The sequence below is a fragment of the Campylobacter concisus genome (assembly GCF_902460675.1).
GTDB lineage: Bacteria > Campylobacterota > Campylobacteria > Campylobacterales > Campylobacteraceae > Campylobacter_A > Campylobacter_A concisus_AJ.
The window spans coordinates 376035-394007 of record NZ_CABPUQ010000001.1; the positions used below are offsets into that span (position 1 = coordinate 376035).

20 protein-coding genes are annotated in these 17973 nt (G+C 41.0%); 12 read left to right on the forward strand and 8 right to left on the reverse strand.

Annotated elements, in window-relative coordinates; translation table 11 throughout:
* Window positions 1-4: 4 nt before the first annotated feature.
* Window positions 5-562 (forward strand): manganese efflux pump MntP, encoded by a 558-nt coding sequence (locus F3G88_RS01850; RefSeq protein WP_103574105.1) that lies wholly within the window; start codon window positions 5-7, stop codon window positions 560-562.
* On the opposite strand, the gene F3G88_RS01855 is transcribed toward F3G88_RS01850, so the two are convergent.
* Complete coding sequence (locus tag F3G88_RS01855; protein WP_149715224.1) at window positions 559-1317, reverse strand: exodeoxyribonuclease III; 759 nt, start codon at window positions 1315-1317, stop codon at window positions 559-561. The genes F3G88_RS01850 and F3G88_RS01855 overlap by 4 nt on opposite strands.
* A gap of 53 nt (window positions 1318-1370) precedes the next feature.
* Between F3G88_RS01855 and F3G88_RS01860 the strand changes: the two genes are divergently transcribed.
* Together F3G88_RS01860 and F3G88_RS01865 are read left to right on the forward strand one after the other, a co-directional pair.
* Window positions 1371-1736, forward strand: coding sequence for a diacylglycerol kinase (locus F3G88_RS01860; protein WP_149715225.1), 366 nt, complete (start codon window positions 1371-1373; stop codon window positions 1734-1736).
* 1 nt (window position 1737) lies between these two features.
* Entirely contained in the window at window positions 1738-1965 is a 228-nt protein-coding gene (locus F3G88_RS01865; protein ID WP_021092590.1) for a winged helix-turn-helix domain-containing protein, read from the forward strand.
* A 29-nt stretch (window positions 1966-1994) separates the two neighbouring features.
* On the opposite strand, the gene F3G88_RS01870 is transcribed toward F3G88_RS01865, so the two are convergent.
* From F3G88_RS01870 to rpsT, 4 genes are all read right to left on the reverse strand, one after another.
* Window positions 1995-3560 (reverse strand): flavocytochrome c, encoded by a 1566-nt coding sequence (locus F3G88_RS01870; protein ID WP_103574102.1) that lies wholly within the window; start codon window positions 3558-3560, stop codon window positions 1995-1997.
* A gap of 354 nt (window positions 3561-3914) precedes the next feature.
* Entirely contained in the window at window positions 3915-4334 is a 420-nt protein-coding gene (locus F3G88_RS01875; RefSeq protein WP_103573643.1) for a TOBE domain-containing protein, read from the reverse strand.
* A gap of 296 nt (window positions 4335-4630) precedes the next feature.
* Window positions 4631-5698, reverse strand: a complete 1068-nt coding sequence (gene prfA, locus F3G88_RS01880) for a peptide chain release factor 1 (protein WP_149715226.1) — start codon at window positions 5696-5698, stop codon at window positions 4631-4633.
* 14 nt (window positions 5699-5712) lie between these two features.
* Complete coding sequence (gene rpsT / locus F3G88_RS01885) at window positions 5713-5982, reverse strand: 30S ribosomal protein S20 (RefSeq protein WP_004317319.1); 270 nt, start codon at window positions 5980-5982, stop codon at window positions 5713-5715.
* Window positions 5983-6139: 157 nt separating this feature from the next.
* Between rpsT and glmM the strand changes: the two genes are divergently transcribed.
* From glmM to F3G88_RS01915, 6 genes are all read left to right on the forward strand, one after another.
* Window positions 6140-7480, forward strand: coding sequence for a phosphoglucosamine mutase (gene glmM / locus F3G88_RS01890; protein WP_004317384.1), 1341 nt, complete (start codon window positions 6140-6142; stop codon window positions 7478-7480).
* Complete coding sequence (gene lspA / locus F3G88_RS01895) at window positions 7473-7925, forward strand: signal peptidase II (protein ID WP_103579162.1); 453 nt, start codon at window positions 7473-7475, stop codon at window positions 7923-7925. Before glmM ends, lspA begins: the two co-directional genes overlap by 8 nt.
* Window positions 7915-8277 (forward strand): NINE protein, encoded by a 363-nt coding sequence (locus tag F3G88_RS01900; RefSeq protein WP_103610375.1) that lies wholly within the window; start codon window positions 7915-7917, stop codon window positions 8275-8277. The genes lspA and F3G88_RS01900 overlap by 11 nt, the downstream gene beginning before the upstream one ends.
* 9 nt (window positions 8278-8286) lie before the next feature.
* Window positions 8287-8721 carry a HemJ family protein gene (locus tag F3G88_RS01905; RefSeq protein WP_004317437.1) on the forward strand — a complete coding sequence of 145 codons (435 nt, stop codon included), beginning with the start codon at window positions 8287-8289 and terminating at the stop codon, window positions 8719-8721.
* A gap of 9 nt (window positions 8722-8730) precedes the next feature.
* Window positions 8731-9276 carry an HI_0983 family protein gene (locus tag F3G88_RS01910; RefSeq protein ID WP_149715227.1) on the forward strand — a complete coding sequence of 182 codons (546 nt, stop codon included), beginning with the start codon at window positions 8731-8733 and terminating at the stop codon, window positions 9274-9276.
* 116 nt (window positions 9277-9392) lie between these two features.
* Window positions 9393-10832, forward strand: a complete 1440-nt coding sequence (locus F3G88_RS01915; protein ID WP_004317286.1) for an acetyl-CoA carboxylase subunit A — start codon at window positions 9393-9395, stop codon at window positions 10830-10832.
* 40 nt (window positions 10833-10872) lie between these two features.
* On the opposite strand, the gene F3G88_RS01920 is transcribed toward F3G88_RS01915, so the two are convergent.
* Window positions 10873-11802 carry a PQQ-binding-like beta-propeller repeat protein gene (locus F3G88_RS01920; protein WP_021092489.1) on the reverse strand — a complete coding sequence of 310 codons (930 nt, stop codon included), beginning with the start codon at window positions 11800-11802 and terminating at the stop codon, window positions 10873-10875.
* 100 nt (window positions 11803-11902) lie between these two features.
* On the opposite strand from F3G88_RS01920, the gene F3G88_RS01925 reads away from it, so the two are divergent.
* The 3 genes from F3G88_RS01925 (at window position 11903) to F3G88_RS01935 (ending at window position 14610) form a co-directional block, all read left to right on the forward strand.
* Window positions 11903-12475: an SMI1/KNR4 family protein gene (locus F3G88_RS01925; protein ID WP_021092700.1), complete on the forward strand. Its 573-nt coding sequence runs from the start codon at window positions 11903-11905 to the stop codon at window positions 12473-12475.
* 195 nt (window positions 12476-12670) lie between these two features.
* On the forward strand, window positions 12671-14029 hold the full coding sequence (gdhA, locus tag F3G88_RS01930) for an NADP-specific glutamate dehydrogenase (RefSeq protein WP_149715228.1): 1359 nt from the start codon (window positions 12671-12673) through the stop codon (window positions 14027-14029).
* Between the two features lie 347 nt (window positions 14030-14376).
* Entirely contained in the window at window positions 14377-14610 is a 234-nt protein-coding gene (locus tag F3G88_RS01935) for a hypothetical protein (protein WP_149715229.1), read from the forward strand.
* Window positions 14611-15415: 805 nt separating this feature from the next.
* Here the strand turns inward: F3G88_RS01935 and infC are convergent.
* Both infC and thrS read right to left on the reverse strand, forming a co-directional pair.
* Window positions 15416-15934: a translation initiation factor IF-3 gene (gene infC, locus F3G88_RS01940; RefSeq protein WP_009295104.1), complete on the reverse strand. Its 519-nt coding sequence runs from the start codon at window positions 15932-15934 to the stop codon at window positions 15416-15418.
* The gene (gene thrS, locus F3G88_RS01945) at window positions 15931-17751 is read right to left on the reverse strand and encodes a threonine--tRNA ligase (protein ID WP_149715230.1); all 1821 of its coding nucleotides are present in this window, start codon (window positions 17749-17751) and stop codon (window positions 15931-15933) included. Before thrS ends, infC begins: the two co-directional genes overlap by 4 nt.
* Window positions 17752-17973 lie beyond the last annotated feature (222 nt).

A 17973-nucleotide genomic window follows, 5' to 3' on the forward strand; every position in this document is an offset into this window, starting at 1 on the left:
ATTTATGCAGCTTTTACTTCTTAGCTTCGCTCTTAGCATGGATAGCGCAGCACTAAATATGGCAAACGGCGCAAGGTATAAAAGCCTTGCCCTTGGCAAAATTTTATTTATCGCTTTTATGCTTGGCTTTTTTCAGTTTCTCATGCCGCTTCTTGGCTATTTTCTAGGCATTAGCTTTGCTAAATTTATAAGCTCCGTTGATCACTTCATCGCATTTTTTATACTCTGCTTTCTTGGCTTTAAAATGCTCAAAGAGGCCTGTAGTAGCGAGGTTGGCGACTCTTTGGGCATGGATATTAAGACCATTTTTATAGGCGCATTTGCCACGAGCATCGACGCACTTGCCGTTGGCGTCACGCTTAGCTTTGAAGCGGTTAATGTATTTGAGAGTGCGCTCATCATCGGCATAGTCTGCTTTGCGTTAAGCCTAGCCGCCTTTTACATCGGTAAATTTATGGGTGAAATTTTAGAGAAAAAGGCGCTATTTTTGGGCGGAGCGATACTTATATTTCTAGGCTTTAAAATCCTCATCACCCACCTGTTAGAAGAGGGAGTGCTCTAAATTTCTATCTCTATGCCAACTGGGCAGTGGTCGCTACCAACGATCTCTGGCAAAATAAAGGCGTCTTTTAGCCTATCTTTTAGCCCCTGCGAGATGAAGAAATAATCAATCCTCCAGCCGACGTTTTTCGCCCTTGCGTTAAAGCGGTAGCTCCACCACGAGTAAGCGTCCGCAACATCGCCATTTACGGCTCTAAATGTATCTATAAAGCCGCTTTTTAGCACCTCATCTATCCACGCGCGCTCGATAGGTAAAAAGCCCGAAGTCTTGGCGTTTGCCTTTGGATTTTTCAGGTCGATCTCGCGGTGAGCGGTATTTACGTCGCCGCAAAATATCACCTCTTTGCCGCTTTTTACAAGCTCTTTGCAGTAAGCTAGAAATTTCTCGTAAAAGTCCATCTTGAATGCCAGCCTCTCGTCGTCCTTTTGGCCGTTTGGAAAGTAGATGTTAAAAAGCACGATATTGCCAAATCTATGCTCCAAAACTCGCCCCTCCGTGTCGTCAAAAAAGGCCGCCTTTTGCGTTTGCACGTCAAATTTAGCAAGGCTCATCACGCCAGAATATCCTGCCCTTGCGCCTGAATTTACACTGATATCTTTAAAGCCAAGGTTGTAAATTTCTTTTGGCACGTCGTCCTCTTTGACCTTGATCTCTTGCAGTCCCAAAAAATCAGGCCTAACCTCATCAAGCCAGCCAAAGCCATCTTTTGCCACGACTGCGCGCAGACCATTTACGTTCCAGCTAATAAGTTTCAAATTTCATCCTTTTTTTAATTATAATTATGCCAAAAATCACAAAAAGGAATGTTATGAGAAACCAGCCAGAGTATAAATTTTTTAAAAATTTTGGCTACGCAAGAGAGGGTTTGGCTGAAATTTTTAAAAACGAGAAGAGCTTTCGCATAGAAATTTGTATATTTTTGGTAGCTACGATCTCGCTATTTTTTTGGAAATTTGACCTTATTTTTAACCTATTTTTGATCTTTAGCATGGCATTTGTGCTAGTTTGCGAGTGCTTAAATTCAGCCATTGAACGCGTAACTGATCTTGCGAGCCCAGACTATCACGCCCTAGCAAAGGCGGCAAAGGACGCTGGAAGTGCGGCCGTGATGATCGCAAATTTCTTATGTGGCGCGCTTTGGTGCGTGGCTGTGTGCTATAAAATTTGGAGCTAGCGTGAAAGAGCAAATTTACAAGGCGCTTCTTGGCGAGAAAAAGGTTGAGATCATAAATTTACTTTGCGAGCTAAGCGATGAAAATGGCTTTATCATGCTTAAAATTTCAGAAATTTGTGAAAAGCTAAATGTGAGCAAACCAACCGTGATAAGCACATTTAAGCTGCTTGAAGAGAAGAAAATTTTTGAGCGAGTAAAAAACGGGGTTTATAGATTTAAAAATTTATAGTGGCAAGCAAATGCCTGCCACTAGTAGTTTTAGCCTATGGTCTCAGCAGCGATCATACCAAATGTCAAGCAATCAGTTATAGCCACTGATCCTAGACGGCTGGCTCCGTGAACGCCACCTGTGATCTCGCCAGCTGCATATAAATTTGGTATAGGCATAGCTGTTTGAGAGTTCATGACTTGGGCTTTTGTGTTGATATTTAGGCCACCCATTGTGTGGTGAACTTTTGGCGTGCCACGCTCTGCGTAAAACGGCGGGACTGAGATATCAATGCCCTTTGTCGTAGTCGCAACAACTGGTTTGCCAAAGTCCTCATCAACGCCTTTTTTGACAAATTCGTTGTATCTTGCGACTGTTTTTTTGAGCTCATCAACTGGGATCTTATACTCAGCTGCCAAGGCATCAAGTGTGTCAAATTTCTTGCAAATTCCAGCTGCGATAGCCTTTTCATAGTGGGCTGGAAGCATGTGAGGAAGGGCTCTTGAGTCACAGAAGTTGATAGGGAAGTTTTTATCGTCTTCACCTTTTTCATGAATGACTTTAAACATCGCTTCTGTTCTTGTCCTGCGGTCTGCAAGCTCATTCATGTAGCGTTTGCCGGTTCTTGGATTGACTGAAATTCCAAACGGAAAAGCTCCATTTACGTTAAACATCGATCCCACGCCAAAGCCTGTCTCATCGGCACATCCCCAAGGGCCGTACTGGATCCAGCTTGGCTGAACTGGATAAGCACCAGCTCTAAATGCCGCTAGAAGCGCGCCTGCTGTTGAGCCTGGTTGGTTTGTCGAGTCTGTCTCAGGTGTGATCCTTGGATCTTGAAGGCGTCTAAAAATTTTATCCCTACAAAAGCCACCAGCTGCTAGTACGACGCCTTTTTTGGCTTTTATATATTTTGTATCGCCGCCTTTGTTTTCGACATCGTCACTCATCAAATTGCCATCAAATTTGTAGTTTTCTCTGACGATGACGCCCACAACTGCGCCCTTGTCGTCAAAGACGAAATCATCAAATTTTGTCCTTTTTTTGATCGATGCGCCATCTAACTTTTCAAATGTCGCAGTCATAGGGAGCACGATGCCAGCGCCGCTGCCGACCTCTGTTTGAAGGCTTCTTGGCACTGAGTGACCGCCCGCGTGAGTGATCTGGTCGATATATTTTGCACCACAATCAATTGTGAGTTTGTAAGCATCTTGCGCTCTCTCGCCGATCTTTGCCAAAAGATCAACGTGGTTGATGCCGCGACCTGCTTTCAAGCAGTCTTTGATAAATAGCTCGGTGCTATCTTTGATGCCAGCTTTCTTTTGCATGTCGCTGTTTGGAACGGCAAAAATTCCGCCATTGATGACAGAGTTGCCACCTGTGCGACCCATTTTTTCGATCAGAACGACTTTGTTGCCTTTTTTGGCTGATGTCACGCCAGCTGCAAGAGCTGCAAAGCCTGAGCCGATGATGACTACGTCATACTCCTCGTCCCATTTGACATCTTTTTCGTTCATTGGTGTGGCCATTAAATTTGTTGCGCCCATGCCTAGTGCCGTAGCACCGATAGCGCTAAATTTGACAAAATCTCTTCTAGATAAACCTGAATTTTTCATGCTCTCTCCTTTGAAGTAAGATAATTGCTAACTAGATTATACGACTTTTTTATTAAAATAGTATAATTAATTTTTTAAATTAAATTTTATTAAAGCTAAGTGCGAAAGGAGCGTAGTTTGGTAATATTTATTGACACTATTTTTATCCAAATTTGACTTTGGATTGACGTAAAATAGGCATTTAAAGTAAATTTAGCATAAAGTTTAGAAATTTAAATTTTAAAATTTGCCAGAAATAAATATGAATTAAATTTTTTATAGATCAATTTTTTTAGATTTTTGGGAGGATTTTCTTTTTTAGCTTAATAAAAAATATTAGTTTAAAGGGAGATCGGAGCAAATTTGCTCCGAAAATTATTTAACACCAACTATTATTTGAGTTGCTTTAATGATAGCAGTTACTTTGTCGCCTACTTTTAAAGCTAAGTTATGAACTGACTCTCTAGTGATGATAGCTGAAATTTTGCTGCCATTTGCGTCGATGATAACCTCAGCATTTACAGCGCCGTCTTTTATCTCGCTAACAACGCCTTTGATTTGGTTTGTTGCGCTAAGTTTTATGCTGTCATCTTTTGAAACGATAACGCTTGAAGCCTTGAATAAAAATATAGCTTTTTTGCCAACTTTAAGATCAAGAGCTTTCTCGCTATCAACCGTAATAGTTGCTTTTAGCACCTCACCACCTGCGATTTTACCAGCTATTAGCGAATTTACCGCACCTGTTCTTACTTCTGATATCTCAACATTTAGTTGATTTCTTGCACTTAGAGACATATTTTTCCTTTTTATGATTTAAATTGTTTTGAGATTGTAAAGTAATACTTTTAATGCAAACTTAAAATTGTTATATGAAATTTTATAATATCAAAAATTAAAATTTAGAACTTCTCAAACGCTAAAATAACGCTATTTATAAGGTCAAATTTACAAAAATAATTTAAATAATTTTTTCAAATAAATATTACTAAATATTACCTTTACCTTATTTTTATAAAATTTGACTCTAAATTTTAAATTTAAACAAGAGAAATTTATAAATTTGAGTTTAGAAATAGTAGAAGTTAGGGTGTTTAAATTCCAGCTTCAAGCATCGCTTCGGCTTGATAGTGTGTGATAAGTGGCTCAATGATCTCGTCAAAAAGGCCTGCAGCCATGATCGCATCAAGGCGGTAAAGAGTTAAATTTATGCGGTGATCACTTATGCGGTTTTGTGGGTAGTTATAAGTTCTTATCCTGCCAGAGCGGTCGCCAGTACCGACCTGACTTTTGCGCTCACTAGTCTCTTTTGCAAGCCTCTCTTGCTCTTGCATTTCATAAAGCCTAGCCTTTAGCACCTTCATCGCAGCTTCTTTGTTTTTGTGCTGGCTCTTGCCATCTTGGTTTGTGACAACAAGACCCGTTGGTATGTGCGTGATCCTAACGGCACTATCAGTTGTATTTACTGACTGACCGCCGTGACCCGAGCTTCTCATAACATCAACTCTTATATCATTTGGATTGATCTCGATCTCGCTATCTTCAACCTCTGGCATGATAGCCACAGTCACAGCCGAAGTATGCACCCTGCCCTGGCTCTCAGTCTCTGGCACACGCTGAACCCTATGTGTGCCACCTTCAAATTTTAGCCTAGAATAAGCGCCTTTGCCCTTTATGAGCACGATGATCTCTTTAAAGCCGCCAGTGTTGCCCTCACTTTGGCTAACGATCTCAAATTTGTATCCACGAAGCTCTGCATATCTTATGTAAGCGTTAAAAAGATCTCCAACAAATAGTGCAGCCTCGTCGCCGCCAGTGCCTGCGCGAATTTCTAAAAATATATTTTTGTCATCGTTTGGATCTTTTGGAAGAAGTAAAATTTTGATCTCTTCTTCAAGCTTCTCTCTTGAAATTTCTAAATTTTTAAGCTCATCCTTTGCAAGTTCGCCAAGCTCAGAGTCCTCAAGTAAGGCTTTATTCTCTTCGATGTCATTTAGAATTTGTAGATATTTTGTTGCGGCGGTTGCGACTGGCTCGATAGATGACTGCTCTTTTGAAAGCTTTGTCATCTTTTCGATATCGTTTGCTATATTTGGATCGCTAAGAAGCGTAGAAATTTCATTATAGCGATCCAAAAATGGATGAAGTTTATCAGCAAACATTAAAATTTAATAGATTAAGCAGCTTTTAGAGTATTTACTAATTGAGCAAGACGACTAACGCGACGAGCAGCAGTTTGTTTCTTCAAAAAGCCTCTACTTACAAAGCTGTGAATGCTTTTGTTAGCAACTTTTAAAGCTTCATTTGCAGCATTTAGATCTTTAGCTTCTACAGCTACGCGCACTGCTTTTGTAATGTTTTTAAGTCTAGTGCGGTAAAATCTATTTCTTTCTGTTCTTTTTATAGTTTGTCTAGCTCTTTTTTCAGCAGATTTATGGTTTGCCATAATATACCTTTTTTGATAATTTTAGTCCGTGATTATATGAAAAATATATTTAATTGTAACTGAATTTAAGTCTGCTTTAAAACAAATAAAATTTTAGATTTTAAATTTGATAATTTCTGATAAAATAGCACCATTTTATAATAAAAAGGATAATTTTATGAAACTTTTTGGAACAGACGGAGTTCGTGGTAAGGCTGGCGAAAAGCTTTCAGCTCAAACATCTATGCGCCTTGCAATGGCTGCTGGAATTTACTTTAGAAAGACCTCAGCGACAAATGTGATTTTGGTTGGAAAAGATACTAGAAAAAGTGGCTATATGATAGAAACCGCCATCGTTGCAGGGCTAACTGCAGTTGGCTACAACGTCCTTCAAATAGGCCCTATGCCAACACCTGCGATCGCATTTTTAACAGAAAATATGCGCTGTGACGCTGGCATAATGATAAGCGCCTCACACAACCCATACTACGACAACGGCATCAAATTTTTTGATAGCTTTGGCAACAAGCTTGATGAGACGATAGAGGCCGAGATAGAGAAAATTTTCTACGACGACGAGCTCATCGCAAACGCCCAAAAAACGATGACAGAGATCGGCGCAAACAAGAGGATCGATGATGTTATCGGCAGATATATCGTGCAGATAAAAAATTCATTCCCAAAAGAGCTAAATTTAAAGAATTTACGAGTAGTTTTAGACGTGGCAAACGGAGCTGCTTACAAGGTTGCGCCAACTGTATTTAGCGAGCTTGGAGCCGATGTCATCGTCATAAACAACGAACCAAATGGTAGCAACATCAACCAAAACTGCGGCGCACTTCACCCAGAAGATCTAGCAAGCGAGGTAAAAAGGCTTCGTGCTGACATCGGCTTTGCATTTGACGGCGATGCTGATAGACTTGTCGTTGTCGATGAAAACGGCGAAGTTGTGCATGGAGATGCGATACTTGGCTCACTTGCAGCATTTTTACACGAGCAAAAGGCACTAAAAGGTGGAGCCATCGTGGCTACGGTGATGAGTAATGCCGCACTTGATGACTATCTAAAGGCTCACAAGATCAAGCTACTTCGCTCAAACGTAGGCGATAAATACGTGCTTGAGATGATGAAAGAAAATGGCATAAATTTTGGTGGCGAGCAAAGCGGTCACGTCATATTTAACGACTACGCCAAGACTGGGGACGGCCTTGTTACTTCGATGCAAGTAGTTGCTATGATGCTTAAAAAAGGTAAAAAAGCTAGTGAAATTTTTGGCGAGCTAAAGCCGTATCCACAAATTTTACTAAATTTAAAGATCACAGAGAAAAAGCCGCTTGATAAGATAGAGGGGCTAAAAGAGCTTGAGGCTAGCCTTGCAAAAGAGGGCATAAGATCGCTCTTTAGATACTCTGGCACTGAAAATTTGATCAGACTTTTGCTTGAGGGTAAAAATCAAACTTTAGTTGAAAAACGCATGGATGAAGTTGAGAAATTTTTTGTAAAAGCCCTAAATGCGTAAAAATTTGATTAAATTTTTCATCGCATTTTTTCTCATTTTTATCGTTGATCAAGCGATAAAAATGATATTTATAGATGGTTTTTCGTGGGAGGGCGAGTTTTTCTCGCTAGTTCTTACATATAATAAGGGCGTTGCATTTTCGATGTTTGCCTTTTTAGATGAGTGGCTTAAATTTATCCAGATCGCCCTCATTTTAGGCGTTTTTGTCTATCTGGTCGTCGAGAAAAAGCTGCTTTGCTCGCATGCCATTTGGCTTGGGGCTTTGCTAGGAGCTGGCAGCTCAAACATCACAGATAGATTTATCCATGGCGGCGTCGTGGATTACGTCTTTTGGCATAAGTGGTTTAACTTTGCAGTCTTTAACTTCGCTGATGTGATGATCGATCTTTGCGTTGTGATGATACTTTGGCAAAGTTTTAGAAAAAGGAGAGAGAGTGGGAAATAATATCTACGTCGCATACGCGCTTTGGCTACTTACTGGCTGGCTTGGAGCGCATAGAATTTACCTTGGTAAATTTATTACTGGCTTTTTGATGATGGGACTATTTTTCGTTGGCTACTCTACGTTTTATTTCATTATAGGCATACCATTTTTAATAATTTGGGGCATTTGGTGGCTTATCGATGCATTTTTAGTTGGTGCTTATATCGAGAAAAATTTACAAAAAGTCGAGCTAAAAGAGAGATTAAAACTAAAAGATAAAGAAGATGACTTAAAAAGGCTTTACGAGCTTTTTGAGAGTGGTGCGATCAGCAAGGCTGAATTTGAAGCTAGAAAAGAGATACTTTTTAGATAAGGAGACGTTATGGCAGAATATTATCTTTACTTAAAATACCTCCACTATTTGTTTTTCATCTCGTGGATGGCAGTGCTGTTTTATCAGCCAAGGCTCTACGTTTATCACGTAGAAAATATGGACAAGCCTGACTTTGTCAAAGTGGTAGAGGTGATGGAGTATAAGATGTATCACTACATCGGCTGGGTCGCACTCATCGGCTCATTTGTCACTGGCATTTTGATACTTATCGCGATGCCTGATCTTATAAAAACTGGCCACATACATGTCAAAATTTTAGTTGTCATCTTAATGGCTATCTATCACCTAGACCTTGGACGCTACATGAAGCAGCTCAAAGAGAAACGCTGTAACAAAAGTGGCATCTTCTTTAGAGCTTACAACGAAGTGCCAACTATCGCGATGCTCATCATCATCTGGGTAATGATAGTAAATCCATTTTAAAGGAATTTGATGAAGAAATTTTTAGCATTTATCGCTTTGCCAGCGCTCTTGCTCGCAGCAACTCAGTATTTTGAGCCGATGCAGATAAAATTTGACAACAGACTCTACTCGCTAGCAGGCTCAGCCAAGCCTGTGCCAAATTTATTCACGCAGGAGTACTTACTCCCTGGCGAGAAGCTAGATAGTTTTAGCTACATGCTCTCGCTAAATACCCTTAAATTTGACGCTACGCCAGAACAAGCGGTCGAGCAAAAGATAAATGATCTAAAAGAGCTAAAAGCAAAAGGGCTAAAAGTGGCTTATAAAAAGGGCTCACTGGCAAATGAAATTTATCTTGATATCACGATATTTTCAAATTTAAATGGCACTCCAACAGCCGAGCACTCGATATATCGCTACACCAAACAAGGCGGAAATTTAGTCCTTTTTACCATCCAAAGGCGTGCTTATAAAAAAGATGGCATTCAAAGATTTGCTACAAATTTCACGATCGAGTCGCAAGACTTTAGCAAAAAAGCCCTAGCCACACCTTTCCCACAAATCATCAGCAAATAAAGAAATTTGAGTGTAAATTTAGCCTTTGCACTCAAATTTTAAAACCAGACTTAACAAATTTATCTAAAAATAAATCGAATAGTTATATGATAAGAAAAACTCAAAAAGGATAGCCTATGATACATAAAATTCTTATCGCAAATCGTGGTGAGATCGCAGTTAGGATAGTCAGAGCTTGTAGGGATTTACACATTCAAAGCGTAGGAATTTACACAGCACCAGACAGCGAGTGCTTGCATGTCAGGATCGCTGATGAGGCCTATCAAGTGGGTGAAGATCCGATCAAAGGCTATCTTGACGCCAAAGCGATCGTAAAGCTTGCTAAAGAGTGCGGGGCTGACGCGATACACCCAGGATACGGCTTTTTAAGCGAAAACTACGAATTTGCAAAGGCGGTTGAGGATGCTGGGCTCATCTTCATCGGTCCAAAAGCCGAAGTCATCAAGAAAATGGGCGATAAAAACATCGCTAGATATCTGATGAAGAAAAACGGCATACCAATAGTGCCAGGTACTGAAAAGCTAAATGATGAGAGCATGGACGCCATAAAAGAGCACGCTAGACGCATCGGCTATCCAGTCATCTTAAAAGCAAGTGGTGGTGGTGGTGGCCGTGGCATCAGGGAGGTTTGGCAAGAAGAAGATATGCAAGATGCCTTTGAGTCGTGCACCAGAGAGGCAAAAGCATACTTTAACAACGACGAAGTTTTTATGGAGAAGCTTGTCGTCAATCCTCGCCACATCGAGTTTCAAATTTTAGGCGACAACTACGGCAACATCATCCATCTTTGCGAGCGTGACTGCTCTATCCAAAGGCGCCACCAAAAGATCATCGAGATCGCACCTTGCCCTTCGATTAGTGAAAATTTAAGAAAGATCATGGGTGTGACTGCTGTGGCCGCTGCAAAGGCTGTGGGCTACTCAAACGTCGGAACGATCGAGTTTTTGCTAGATGACTACAATAACTTTTACTTCATGGAGATGAACACCCGTATCCAAGTGGAGCACGGCATCACTGAAGAGATCACAGGACATGATCTTGTCGTTAGGCAGATAAGGATCGCAGCGGGTGAAATTTTAGAGATCGAGCAAAGCGACATCAAACCGCGCGGCTACGCGATAGAAGCAAGGATCACGGCTGAAAATGTCTGGGAAAATTTCATCCCAGCACCAGGCACGATCGAGGGCTACTACCCAGCTCTTGGCCCATCTGTACGCGTCGATAGCCACGTCTATAAGGACTACACCATACCGCCATTTTACGACTCACTTATCGCAAAGCTGATCGTCAAGGCGACTGATTATGATCTAGCGGTAAATAAGCTTGAAAGAGCACTTGAAGAATTTACCATCGAGGGCGTGCGAACGATCATCCCATTTTTGCTAACGATCAGCAAGAGCAAGGAATTTAGAAGGGGATTTTTCGATACTAGCTACGTTGAGAAAAACTTAAAAACTATCCTTGAAAACACCTATGATGATATGAACAAAGAGCCAAATGACGACCTAGAAGAGGTCATCGTAGAGGCGATAAAAAGATATAAAAAGAAGAGATAAATTTATCTCATTATGGCTTTGGCGATAAATTTCGCCAAGGCTAAATTTCCGCGCAAACTGCGTAAATTTTAGCTCCATCATTTGCCACAGCGTAGAGCCTACCACCGCTTACTAGCATGATCTGATCTGCGCTAAGGCTAAATTTCTCAAACTCTATCTCTTTTAATAGCAAGCCATCTTTGGCGCTTATCAAAACTGGCTTATTTTTGCGGTTTGCGAGTAAAATTTGACCTTTGATCCAAACAAAATGCTCCGTGCCACTGGTTTTAAACTTAAACACCACTTCGCCACTTTTTGCATCCACGGCGTATAGATCTCCGCCCTTGCCAGCGGTGCCAAAGTAAAGCACTCCCTCACGCAGGCAAACTGGCGTGTAGAGATATGCGCCAAGCTTTAGCCGCCAGATGGTCTTGCCTATCCTTACGCCCTGCTCTTTGGGCGGCAAATTAGCGTTTAAATTTTCATCTTTCGCCGCACTTTTGAACTCTGCGCTGTCCAAAATTTCTTTACACTCCATCATAAATGGCGAACTCATTCGCACGCAAAAGCCATCAAATTCATAAGTTTTAGCGTCGTTATATATCTCTTTTATGGGCTCATTAGCAACGCCGAGCTCGCTCATCAGCCCGTTATCTATCTTTATAAGCTTTGCTGGGGAGTTTATGTAGCCATTGTAGTATCTAGTATTTAGCACGAAGTGGCCATTTTCTGGGTAGCAAAGTGCGTCGCTGGCTATGAAAATTTCGCTTTGTTTATAGGTAAGCGTTGATCTCTTATGTTCGCTAAAGTCGCGTGAAAATGTATCTAGTAGCACGTAGTTTGGCGTTAGTTTTTGAGCTATCTCTAACTCGCTAGGCACCCCAAAAGCAAAATGCACAAATGCAATGCGCTCACCCATCTCGTAAATGCCAGTTACACCGTGCCCGCGAAACTCCACGCCAGGCATATCAAGAGGATATGATCTAACCATGCTAGCTCCTTAAATTTATGGCGATTATAACCCAAATTTTAAAGCGCACTGGGCTAAATTTGATAAAATTTGTCAAAATTTATCAAATTTAAGGACCGATATGTTTTTAAAATTAGATGAGATCACTAGGAAGCTAGATCAAATTTTCTTGCTACTAGAGCAAGAGGGTATGACTGGCATGAGGCTTTTGCCGCAAAAGGACGTTTCGGCGTTTATGCAAGCGCAAAAGAGCCTTGGCGTAAATTTTCCAGCTAAATTTACAGAGCTTTTAAACAAATTTGACCTTGGCAACTTTGAAATTTGCAATGTCAGCTTTGGCTCTAGAGGCGACTACGCAAGCGAGCTAGTGCGCCTAAACAGCGTAGATGAGTTTGGTGGAAAATGGTGGAGTGGCGAGGAGAGGCCAGCGAATTTGATAGTTTTTGCCGTGGGAGATCCTTGGATATTTTTGCTTGATTGCGCGAGCGGTGCGGTCTATGCGTGGCTACTTGGAGATGAGGAGCTTTGCAGTAGGCGCGTTGCGAGTGACTTTGAGAGATTTTTCATAGCGCTTGCCAGCACCTATATAGCAAGACTAAATGGCGAAACCATGCCATCATCCGAGCAAATCCTAAATTTTGTCCAAGCAGACGACGCGGCACTTGATTTTTGGCAAGAGATGGCGCAAATTTAGTAAATTTAGGCTCACTCTAACCAAATCCTCTTTTATAAATTTATCCCAATAAATGATGCAAAAACCACTTTTTATAAATTTAGTTTCGATATGTAACACTCATTGCCCAAAATAAAAATATTAAAATATCTTTAAATAAAAATTTTTTCTAGCCGAGTTAATATTTAACTACAAAAAAAGAAAAAAGGAGCAAAAATGAGCGAGTACATCGAACAAACGATGGAGTGGATAAAGAAGACCAACCCAGGTCAAGGCGTCTTTGTCCAAGCTGCGACTGAGGTTTTAAATAGCCTAGAGCCGCTTATCAAAAGAGAGAGCAAGTACCAAAAACACGCGATCCTAGAGCGCATCGTCATCCCTGAGCGCACGGTGATCTTTCGCGTGACATACACAGGCGATGATGGCAGACCAAAGGTAAATAACGGCTACCGCGTGCAGTTTAACTCAGCTGTTGGCCCATACAAGGGCGGTCTAAGGCTCCACCCAAGCGTCGATCTTGGCGTGCTAAAATTTCTTGGATTTGAGCAAATTTTCAAAAACTCGCTCACTGGCGTAAATATCGGCGGCGCAAAAGGCGGCAGCACCTTTGATCCAAAGGGCAAGAGCGAGGGCGAGATAATGCGATTTTGCCAAGCATTTATGAGTGAGCTTTACCGCCACATCGGCAACACCGTGGATGTGCCAGCAGGCGACATCGGCGTGGGCGCTAGAGAGATCGGCTATATGTTTGGTCAGTATAAAAAGCTAACTGGCAGGTTTGATGGCATCCTAACTGGCAAAGGGCTAAACTGGGGCGGCAGCCTAGCGCGCACAGAGGCTACTGGATACGGACTAGTATATTTCACTCAAAACATGCTAAAAAAAGCTGGACTTGATCTAGAGGGCAAAAAATGCAGCATCAGCGGTAGCGGAAACGTCGCCATCTACACGGTCGAAAAGCTCTATCAAGCAGGCGCACTGCCTATCACCGTCTCTGACTCAAACGGATACGTCTATGACGCTGAAGGCATCGATCTAGCGGTACTTAAAGAGTTAAAAGAGGTCAAGCGCGCTCGCCTTAGCGAATACACCAAATTTAGACCAAATGCAAAATATGTAAGCGTGAGCGAGTACAAAGAGGGCAGAAACGGCGTCTGGGACGTACCATGCGACGGAGCCTTCCCGTGTGCGACACAAAATGAGCTTCACCTAGCTGACATAAAAGTGCTTTACGCAAATGGCTGCCGCTTCGTGGCTGAGGGCGCAAACATGCCAAGCACACTTGATGCGATAAATTTCATGCTTGCACAAAAAGACTTTAACTTTGCTCCAGCAAAAGCAGCAAACGCTGGTGGCGTGGGCACGAGCGGACTTGAGATGATGCAAAACGCCGGCATGACTTCGTGGAGCTTTGAAGAGGTCGATCGCAGACTTCATGGCATCATGAACCACATCTTTGAACTAAGCTACGAGACAAGTAAAGAGTTTGGCGATGAGGGCAACTTGGTGCTTGGCTCAAATATCGCTGGCTTTAGAAAAGTGGCTGATGCGATGATAGATCAAGGATATGTGTAGGCCAATTTGGCTCTGCAAATTTACGTCCAAGTTAAATTTGGGCGTAAATCGATACGAGGCAGGCTATGATTTTTAGCCAAAAAAGAGTTTTGCCTTTTATATGGCAAATTTTACTAGCAAGCTATCAAATTTACGCTAGATCGAGACATTTTATGCGGTGCATATAGAGCGTTTCTTTTGGTAAATTTGCGCTAGAGTGATAGATGTGGATTTGAAGTTTGACTAAATTTCACTAGGGTGGCTAGCAGACCACATTTTTTAGAGCTTTTTATAGAAATTTTGTCAAAAGAGCTAATATAGTGGCAAATGGTGGTATGGCAAGGCTCATCCAGTAAAATTGAAAGTTTTTGCCATGGAGCATCCTGTGGATATTTTTACTTGATTGCACTGGTGGTGCAGTCTATGCGTGGCTACTTGGCGATGAAGAAATTTGCAGCAAATGCGTTGCGAGCGAAAAATTTCATGGCACTTGCAACTTCGACATAGTAAGGCTAAATGACAAAATCCTACCAAAAAGCGAGCAAGGCCTAAAATTTCTCAAGCAGATAACAGAGCTTTTTTTGACAAGAAATGACTTATGAAATTTAGTAAATTTAGGCTCGCCCATCCTAAAATATCTTTTATAAATTTAAGCTACAAAAAAACGAATTTTTTGCCAAATTTAGCTTAAAAAACACTCTACACGCACCATAAATTTATAAACTCGCAAGATGGTTATCAAATTTACTTTACTAGGCGACTTTACCCAGTCAAATTTCAGCAAAACACCCATGTAATGGTTGACAGAAAAAGGTGGGATAAATTTTGGTAAGCAAAAATTAAAATTTTATAAATTTAAGCTACAAACAAACAAATTTCTTGTCAAATTTAGCCTAAAACATTCATACAAGCTATAAACAAATTTTAAAACTCACAAGAAGTTTTCAGCACAGCGCTTTTCGAGTGGCAGCAAGATAATAAAATTCGGACAAGAGAATTTAAAATTTACTAAATTTAAGCTACAAATAATCGAGTTTCTTACCAAATTTAGCCTGCTCACAGACGAAATTTAGTTTAAAAACTCACGCAAGCAAATAAAACAAACCTACAAAAAGCTATCAAATTTACTCCAACAAAGAGTTTTTAACCTAGTCAAATTTCAGCTCCAATGCAAGTGACAACAAAAAAGGTTAAAATCCAGCAAGCAAAAATCAAAATTTACTAAATTTAAACATGTCTAAATTAATCCTTCAAAATTTAACCGCAAGCCACATCAGCCCAGAAAGTGCCCCCAGCGTAAATTTAGCAAATATAAAAATGATAGAATTTTTGAGAAATAGTTATTTATAAGTTTTTGTATTAAAAATTTAGTAAAAGAGCAAGCCCTAGCCTGCTCTTTGTGAGATTTTAACCCTTTTTTGGAGTTACAAGCATATTTACATAACGACCTTCTATTATAGGCTCTTTGTCGCGGTCAGCCTCATCTTTGATCATCTCCCAGACCTTCTCAAGCATGGCTACACCAGCCTCTGGGGTGCTCATCTCGCGACCCTTTAAAAATACACGAAATTTAACGTGTTTGCCATCTTGCAAAAACTCACTTGCGTGTTTAACCTTATAGTTTATATCGTTTTGGGCGATCTTGACAGAGAGTTTTATCTCTTTTATCTCGATGGTTTTTTGCTTTTTCTTGGCCTCTTTTTGCTTTTTCTCTTGCTGATAGCGGAATTTACCATAGTCCATTATCTTGCAAACTGGCGGCTTCGCGTCTGGCGCTATAAGCACTAGATCAAGCCCAAGCTTGTTTGAGATCTCTAAAGCCTCATCTCTTGAGATGACACCGTATGCCGTGCCATCATCCCCTACACATCTTACCTCTCTCGCCCTTATGTCCTCATTGAGCAATACTTCATTTTCCTTACTCAAAAATGTACCTCACTAAGTTTCTCCTTCGTTAAATTTATAAATTCCGCCAAGCTCATATCGCTCTGCGTCCTAGCCTGTCTGTCGCGCAACGCAACGCTCTTGTTCGCTACTTCGTTGTCTCCTAGCACGACTATCATAGGCACCCTTTGTTTTTCTGCCGTTCTTATTCTCTTATTTAAACTCTCATTTTTACTTGCGATCTCGCTATCGATGTTGATCTTTCTTAGCTCACGTGAAATTTCTTTTGCATAGTCTAAATGCGCGTCGCTAATAGGTACGATGACGACTTGCGTTGGAGCTATGAAAAATGGCAGCTCGCCAGCAGTGTGCTCAAGTAAAATTCCTATAAATCTCTCAAAACTGCCAAGCAATGCTCTGTGAAGCATTACAGGACGCTGTCTTTCGTTGTTTGCGTCGATGTAGCCTAGATCAAAGCGCTCTGGCAAGTTAAAATCGACTTGTATCGTACCGCACTGCCACTTTCTCTTAAGTGCGTCGGTGATCTTAATGTCGATCTTTGGTCCATAAAATGCGCCGCCGCCCTCGTCGATGCCGTATTTAAAGCCGTTTTCATCAAGAGCTTCTTTTAACGCTTTTGTAGCAGTTTCCCAAATTTCATCGCCACCGATAGCTTTGGCTGGCTTGGTTGAAATCTCCATCTCGTAGTGGAAACCAAAATTTTCCATTATCGTGCCAGCAAATTTTAAAATTTCTAGGATATTTTCTTTTATCTGGCTTGGCATACAAAAGATATGTGAGTCATCTTGTGCAAATTCACGCACCCTGAAAAGTCCGTGAAGCACGCCACTTTTCTCATGGCGATGCACAACGCCGTACTCAAAAAATTTAAGCGGCAAGTCGCGGTAAGAGCGGATGTCACTTTGATAGACTTTGATGTGACCAACGCAGTTCATCGGCTTGATGCCATACTCTGTCTCATCGATCGTTGTAAAGTACATATTTTCTTTATAGTTTGCGTAGTGACCGCTTCTTCTCCACACATCAGCCTTTAAAAGCTCTGGCCCACGCACTGGCTCGTAGCCGCGATCTCTGTGAGCTTTGTATAAGAGCTGCTCTAGTTTTGATCTTAAGCGTCCGCCATTTGGTAGCCAGATAGGCAAACCACCGCCCACTTCTTCATCAAATGTAAATAGCTTCATCTCGACGCCAAGCTTTCTGTGATCGCGCTTTTTAGCCTCTTCGATGATGCGGATGTGCTCTTTTAAGCTCTCTTTGTCTGCGTAAGCTGTGCCGTAAATTCTAGTTAGCATCTCACGGCTCTCATCACCGCCAAGATATGCGCCAGCCACGCGTGTAAGCTTAAAGAATTTTAAAAATTTAGTATTTGGCACATGTGGTCCGCGGCAAAGGTCCTCAAAATCACCCTGCTGATAGCTACTCACTTCGCCATCTGGAATTCTTTTTAAGACCTCTTGTTTTAGGTCGTCATCTTTAAATTTATCGCTCATATTAGCTTTGGTTGAGCAGGTTTTAACTATGTCAAATTTCTTCTCAGCAAGCTCTTTCATCTTATCTTCGATCGCCGCAAGATCGCTCTCGCCTAGCTTCGTGCCCTCATCATCAACTCTAAAATCATAATAAAATCCATCTTCTACGTTTGGGCCGACAAAGAATTTTGCCTTTGGATAGAGTGATTTGATAGCTTGTGCCATGAGGTGCGCACAGGAGTGTCTGATAACGTGTAGTGCCTCTTTTGAATTGTCGAAATAGATAGGCTCAGCACTACTCTCACGCCCCGCGATACTTTGAGTATCGACTATTTCGCCATTTAGTTTGTATGCGATGATATCGCTCATTGTTTTTCCTTATATCAAATTGTCTTTTTTACGATAAAAGAACGATTAAGGATTTTATCAAAATGGGCTTTAAGCTAAACTTAATAATTGCTAAGCAAATTTTTATAAATTCTTTTTAAATTTAATGAAATTTGAGCCAAAATTTTTGGATTTTAAAATATATTTTTTTATATATAAATATAATAATCCCTAAAATATACGTATTTTATCAATATAATTTAT

What these genes read in the sequence shown, in the direction of transcription:
- F3G88_RS01870 (WP_103574102.1), bottom strand. Translation starts at nt 3,560, where the DNA reads ATGAAAAATTCAGGTTTATCTAGAAGAGATTTTGTCAAATTTAGCGCT.
- gdhA (WP_149715228.1), top strand. Translation starts at nt 12,671, where the DNA reads ATGAGCGAGTACATCGAACAAACGATGGAGTGGATAAAGAAGACCAAC.
- prfA (WP_149715226.1), bottom strand. Translation starts at nt 5,698, where the DNA reads ATGTTTGCTGATAAACTTCATCCATTTTTGGATCGCTATAATGAAATT.
- F3G88_RS01860 (WP_149715225.1), top strand. Translation starts at nt 1,371, where the DNA reads ATGAGAAACCAGCCAGAGTATAAATTTTTTAAAAATTTTGGCTACGCA.
- F3G88_RS01915 (WP_004317286.1), top strand. Translation starts at nt 9,393, where the DNA reads ATGATACATAAAATTCTTATCGCAAATCGTGGTGAGATCGCAGTTAGG.
- F3G88_RS01905 (WP_004317437.1), top strand. Translation starts at nt 8,287, where the DNA reads ATGGCAGAATATTATCTTTACTTAAAATACCTCCACTATTTGTTTTTC.
- thrS (WP_149715230.1), bottom strand. Translation starts at nt 17,751, where the DNA reads ATGAGCGATATCATCGCATACAAACTAAATGGCGAAATAGTCGATACT.
- F3G88_RS01920 (WP_021092489.1), bottom strand. Translation starts at nt 11,802, where the DNA reads ATGGTTAGATCATATCCTCTTGATATGCCTGGCGTGGAGTTTCGCGGG.
- F3G88_RS01875 (WP_103573643.1), bottom strand. Translation starts at nt 4,334, where the DNA reads ATGTCTCTAAGTGCAAGAAATCAACTAAATGTTGAGATATCAGAAGTA.
- lspA (WP_103579162.1), top strand. Translation starts at nt 7,473, where the DNA reads ATGCGTAAAAATTTGATTAAATTTTTCATCGCATTTTTTCTCATTTTT.
- glmM (WP_004317384.1), top strand. Translation starts at nt 6,140, where the DNA reads ATGAAACTTTTTGGAACAGACGGAGTTCGTGGTAAGGCTGGCGAAAAG.
- F3G88_RS01925 (WP_021092700.1), top strand. Translation starts at nt 11,903, where the DNA reads ATGTTTTTAAAATTAGATGAGATCACTAGGAAGCTAGATCAAATTTTC.
- F3G88_RS01910 (WP_149715227.1), top strand. Translation starts at nt 8,731, where the DNA reads ATGAAGAAATTTTTAGCATTTATCGCTTTGCCAGCGCTCTTGCTCGCA.
- rpsT (WP_004317319.1), bottom strand. Translation starts at nt 5,982, where the DNA reads ATGGCAAACCATAAATCTGCTGAAAAAAGAGCTAGACAAACTATAAAA.
- F3G88_RS01850 (WP_103574105.1), top strand. Translation starts at nt 5, where the DNA reads ATGCAGCTTTTACTTCTTAGCTTCGCTCTTAGCATGGATAGCGCAGCA.